General features: G+C 46.3%; 1 protein-coding gene. It reads right to left on the reverse strand.

Annotation, left to right across the window (positions count from 1 at the left end; all coding sequences use genetic code 11):
* Nucleotides 1-20: 20 nt before the first annotated feature.
* Nucleotides 21-311, reverse strand: a 291-nt coding sequence (locus AB4486_RS27715; protein ID WP_372120015.1) for a CbbQ/NirQ/NorQ C-terminal domain-containing protein, incomplete at its 5' end; no start/stop codon positions are given.

Below are 311 nucleotides of genomic sequence, written 5' to 3' on the forward strand. Positions count from 1 at the left end.
GAAGAAACATTGGCCATGGTTTACGGCTCCGACTGCGCATAACTCTGAGTAGGCATTTCTAGCGCCTCACCAAAGCAGCGGAAATAATATTCGCTCACCAGCTCTTTCTCTTCATCTTCACAACGGTTGAGGAATGAAAGCCTAAATGCAGTCGCTACGTTATCGAATATTCGAATGTTTTCAGCCCATGTAATCACGGTTCTCGGAGACATTACCGTTGACAGATCGCCCGCTCTAAAACCATTTCGCGTTAAACCAGCGGTTGCGATCATTTTCTCAACCAACTGCTGACCACTTTCATTGTTCAGCTC

This window comes from Vibrio sp. 10N.222.55.C6 (genome assembly GCF_041473395.1).
GTDB lineage: Bacteria > Pseudomonadota > Gammaproteobacteria > Enterobacterales > Vibrionaceae > Vibrio > Vibrio crassostreae_C.